Genomic DNA, 4869 nt, shown 5'->3' with positions numbered 1-4869 from the left:
AGATAAGGATGGAGCATAGGACCGTTATTAACTACCTTCTCATCAGGAATTTTACCAATCATGTCAATAACATCCATACGGAAACCACCAATGCCTTTATCAATCCAGAAGTTCATCATCTCATAAATTTTCTGGCGAAGTTTTTCATTTTCCCAGTTGAGATCCGGTTGCTTCTTGCTGAAAAAGTGGAGATAGTACTGACCTGACTTTTCATCGTATTCCCAAGCAGATCCGCTAAAAATAGAATCTAAGTCGTTGGGTTCATCTCGCCAGATATAGTAGTCTCGCTCAGGGCTGTCAGGATTTTCACAGGCCTCTACAAACCAAGCATGTTCATCTGAGGTATGATTGACCACCAAGTCCATGATGATACGAATATCACGCTTATTGGCTTCCGCGATCAGTTGATCCATATCCTCCATGGTCCCAAAAATAGCTGCAATCGCTTGATAATCAGCAATATCGTAACCATTATCATCCATAGGACTGTCATAAACAGGAGAAAGCCAAATCGCTGTAATCCCTAACTTGGCTAGATAGTCTAACTTACTGGTAATACCTGGCAAATCGCCAATTCCATCTCCGTTGCTATCCATAAAACTCTTGGGATAGACTTGATAGACTACGGCATTATGCCACCATTTTTCTTGCATCTTCTTACCTCATTATTTTAATAATCTACAGTCTATGATAGCGCTTTTCAGAATTTTGTGCAAGCGTTTGCCTAATCTTTTTACTTCCTTTTTTAGCTCCATAGTTTCCTAACTTCCAATTTTTTATTATAATAGAGGTCAGAGGTAAAAAAATGAAAAAACAAGCTTTTAGTTCTGAACAATATTTGAATCTACAACGCGACCATATCTTGGAGCGCATTAATCAATTTGACGGCAAGCTCTACTTGGAGTTTGGTGGTAAAATGTTAGAAGATTTCCACGCTGCTCGTGTCCTTCCTGGTTATGAGCCTGACAACAAAATCAAGCTCTTGCAAGAATTGAAAGAGCAGGTTGAGGTTGTGATTGCTATTAACGCTAGCAATATCGAACATTCCAAAGCACGTGGTGACTTGGGCATTTCTTATGACCAAGAAGTTCTTCGTTTGATTGACAAATTCAATGAATTAGGGATTTTTGTTGGTTCCGTTGTCATCACACAGTACGCTGGCCAACCAGCTGCAGATGCCTTCCGCAACCAACTTGAGAAAAACGGGATTGATTCTTATCTTCATTATCCAATTAAAGGATATCCGACGGATATGGATCACATCATTTCTCCAGAAGGCACGGGGAAAAATGACTACATCAAAACCAGTCGCAACTTGATTGTCGTAACAGCTCCTGGACCTGGTTCTGGAAAATTGGCAACCTGTATGTCAAATATGTACCACGACCAAATCAATGGTATCAAGTCTGGCTACGCTAAATTTGAAACCTTCCCCGTTTGGAATCTTCCCCTTCATCACCCAGTCAATTTGGCCTACGAGGCTGCCACAGCTGACCTTGACGATGTCAACATGATTGACCCTTTCCATCTTCAAACCTATGGAGAAACTACTGTCAACTACAACCGTGATATTGAAATTTTCCCAGTTCTCAAACGCATGTTAGAACGTATCCTTGGTGAATCTCCATACGCTTCACCGACAGACATGGGTGTCAACATGGTTGGTTTCGCTATTACAGATAATGAAGCTGCTATCGAAGCCTCTAAACAAGAAATCATCCGTCGCTACTATCAAACAGTGCTTGATTTCAAGGCTGAAAAAGTCGGTGAAACGGCCGTTAAAAAAATCCAACTGCTCATGAACGACCTTGGCATCACACCTGCAGACCGTAAGGTTGCTGTTACCGCACGTCAAAAAGCAGAAGAAACAGGTGGTCCAGCTCTAGCTCTGGAGTTACCTTCTGGTGAAATCGTTACCGGTAAAAACTCTGAACTCTTTGGCCCAACTGCCGCTGCTCTTATCAACGCCATCAAGAAATCAGCTGACATCCCTAAAGAAGTAAAACTCATCGAACCTGAAGTTGTCAAACCGATCCAAGGTCTTAAAATCGATCATCTTGGTAGTCGCAATCCACGCCTTCATTCTAATGAAATCCTGATTGCTCTTGCCATTACAGCTACAGAAAATCCTGATGCCGCTCGTGCTATGGAAGAACTTGGCAACCTCAAAGGAAGCGAAGCCCACTCAACCATCATCTTGACAGATGAAGACAAGAATGTCCTTCGTAAATTGGGTATCAATGTAACCTTTGACCCTTACTACCAATACGATCGCTTGTATCGTAAGTAAAGATTCGAACCTCTCCACCCTCGGAGAGGTTTTCTCTCTGTATCAGGAGTCAGCTTTATGTTATAATAAAAAGAGAAAACTGAAAGGATTTACCATGTCAAAAGAAGTTATTGTTGAAAGTTTTGAACTTGACCACACTATTGTTAAAGCACCCTATGTTCGCTTGATTGGGGAGGAAACAGGGCCAAAGGGAGACATCATCTCCAATTATGATATTCGTTTAGTGCAACCCAATGAAGACTCTATCCCTACCGCTGGCCTTCACACTATCGAGCACCTCTTAGCCAAACTCATCCGTACCCGCATTGACGGTATGATTGACTGCTCACCATTTGGCTGCCGCACAGGATTCCACATGATCATGTGGGGGCGCCACACCAGCGCTGAAATTGCAGCTGTTATCAAGGATTCGCTCAAAGAAATCGCTGAGACTACTACATGGGAAGAGGTCCCTGGAACAACCATCGAATCTTGCGGAAACTATAAGGATCACAGCCTCTTTTCTGCTAAAGAATGGGCAAAACTCATCTTGGAACAAGGGATTTCAGATGATGCCTTTGAACGCCATGTCATCTAAACACAAAAAAGGAACCAGTTTTTCAGCTGGCTCCTTCTTTTTATCCTCAAAACTCTGTCTTAGGCTTTTTCACGAATAACTAAACCACCATCTTCCATATCTGCTTCCAGATGTTTAGCATCTAAATGATCCAAGTGGAAATCTGTCACCTTATCACGAATTTCTTGTTCAACCACGCGACGGAGCGGACGAACACCCATGACTTCGTCATAACCTTCTTCTGTAATATAGTCCTTAGCCGCTTGACTGACTACCAAATCAATGTCTTTCTTAGCCAAGGTTTGGTTGACTTCAGCCAACATCAAATCCACAATCTTAGAAAGGTCTTCCTTCGTCAAGTGTGAGAACTCAATGACTGCGTTAAAGCGGTTAAGGAATTCTGGACGGAAGAATGGTTTCAAACGGTCCATCAATTCTGGTTTGTCCGCATCTTCTGTCAAGTTGGCTTCATAGCCAAATCCAGCATTTGATGTCGCTATAATAACAGTGTTCTTGAAGTTCACCGTATTTCCTTGACCATCTGTCAAACGACCGTCATCCAATACTTGGAGGAGAAGGGTAATCACTTGAGGATCAGCCTTTTCAATTTCATCCAAGAGAATGATAGAGTAAGGATTGCGACGAACACGTTCCGTTAAGGTGTTGCTATTGTCATCATAACCCACATAGCCTGCTGTTGTACCAATTAGCTTAGAAACGGCTGTGCGGTCACTGTATTCAGACATATCCAAACGGATGATAGCATCCTTAGTACCAAACATATCGAGCGCCAATTGCTTAGCAAGTTCCGTCTTACCAACCCCAGTTGGTCCTACAAAGAGGAAGCTACCTATTGGGCGATTGCCTTCATCAAAACCGGCACGATTACGACGGATAGCACGAGCTACCGCTTCTACCGCCTTGTCTTGACCGATTACCTTGTCTTGCAGACGATGAGCCATATCTTTCAAACGTTCGATATCTGATGCTCCCATTTGTGAAACTGGAATTCCCGTCATTCGTTCTACAGATTCAGCTACATCGTTGACACTTGCAGTCACCTTCATATCTTCTGTGTGGTTTTCGATTTTCTTTTCCAATTCTGCAATGCGTGTTTTATAGTTTAGAGCTGCTTCAAAATCTTCTGCCTCAACTGCTTTTTCTTGCTTGTCTTTTTCCGCTTCGATTTCTCGTTCAACAGCATGCACATCTGTTACAGGATGCTGAGCTGCCAAGTGAGCTGCCGTTACGTCCACAAGGTCGATAGCCTTATCTGGCAAGCTACGTTGAGGAATGTATTGAATAGAATAATCCACTGCCGCTTTCAAAACTTCATCTGGCAAGATAACATTGTGGTGTTGTTGATAGAGATCACGAATTCCTTGAAGGATTTTATATGTATCCTCTGCTGAAGGAGCATTGACCTTGACTTCGTTGAAACGACGAGCAAGAGCTGCATTCTTCAAGATGGTGTTACGGTATTCATCTTGAGTCGTTGCCCCAATCACTGTCAATTCTCCACGAGAGAGGGCTGGCTTAAGAATGTCTGCAAGTCCCTTAGAACCACTGTCACCTCCAGTAGATCCAGCACCGAGAATTTGGTGAATTTCATCAAAGAAGAGAATAATATTCCCTGCTTCTTTCACTTCATTGACTAAGTTTTGAACGTTTTCTTCAAAACTACCACGGTATTGAGTACCAGCCTCAAGACCAGAGATGTCAATTGAAATAATTTCCTTATTCTTGATAGCAGCTGGAACATCACCATTCACAATCGCTTGAGCAAGACCTTCGACAACTGCTGTCTTACCAACACCTGCATCTCCGACCAAAACAGGATTATTCTTAGTACGGCGTGAAAGAATTTCAGATGTTTCTTGAATTTCCTTGTTTCGTCCGATAACAGGATCCAGCTTGCCCTCACGCGCTTCTGCAGTCAAGTTTCGACCTAGTTTTGCAAGGACACCGTCTTGTTTCATACTTGAAGCCTGTTGTGGCATTTGTCCATCAGTTTCTGCATTTC

3 protein-coding genes and 1 pseudogene are annotated in these 4869 nt (G+C 42.7%); 2 read left to right on the top strand and 2 right to left on the bottom strand.

Going from position 1 to position 4869, the window contains the following annotated elements; genetic code table 11:
• A pseudogene (dexB, locus tag QZ359_RS01380) lies at positions 1-653 on the bottom strand (glucan 1,6-alpha-glucosidase DexB); the annotation flags it as partial.
• Between the two features lie 152 nt (positions 654-805).
• On the opposite strand from dexB, the gene QZ359_RS01375 reads away from it, so the two are divergent.
• Positions 806-2290, top strand: a complete 1485-nt coding sequence (locus tag QZ359_RS01375; protein ID WP_293955883.1) for a DUF1846 domain-containing protein — start codon at positions 806-808, stop codon at positions 2288-2290.
• Positions 2291-2384: 94 nt separating this feature from the next.
• Positions 2385-2867: an S-ribosylhomocysteine lyase gene (locus QZ359_RS01370; RefSeq protein WP_000032548.1), complete on the top strand. Its 483-nt coding sequence runs from the start codon at positions 2385-2387 to the stop codon at positions 2865-2867.
• Between the two features lie 59 nt (positions 2868-2926).
• On the opposite strand, the gene QZ359_RS01365 is transcribed toward QZ359_RS01370, so the two are convergent.
• The coding region (locus QZ359_RS01365) for an ATP-dependent Clp protease ATP-binding subunit (protein ID WP_293955879.1) at positions 2927-4869 on the bottom strand (1943 nt) is incomplete at its 5' end.

The organism is Streptococcus sp., assembly GCF_019414905.1.
In the GTDB taxonomy this organism is placed as follows: Bacteria; Bacillota; Bacilli; order Lactobacillales; family Streptococcaceae; genus Streptococcus.
The sequence above is the reverse complement of the archived record's forward strand: the minus strand, read 5'-3'. Positions and strand labels throughout refer to the sequence as shown.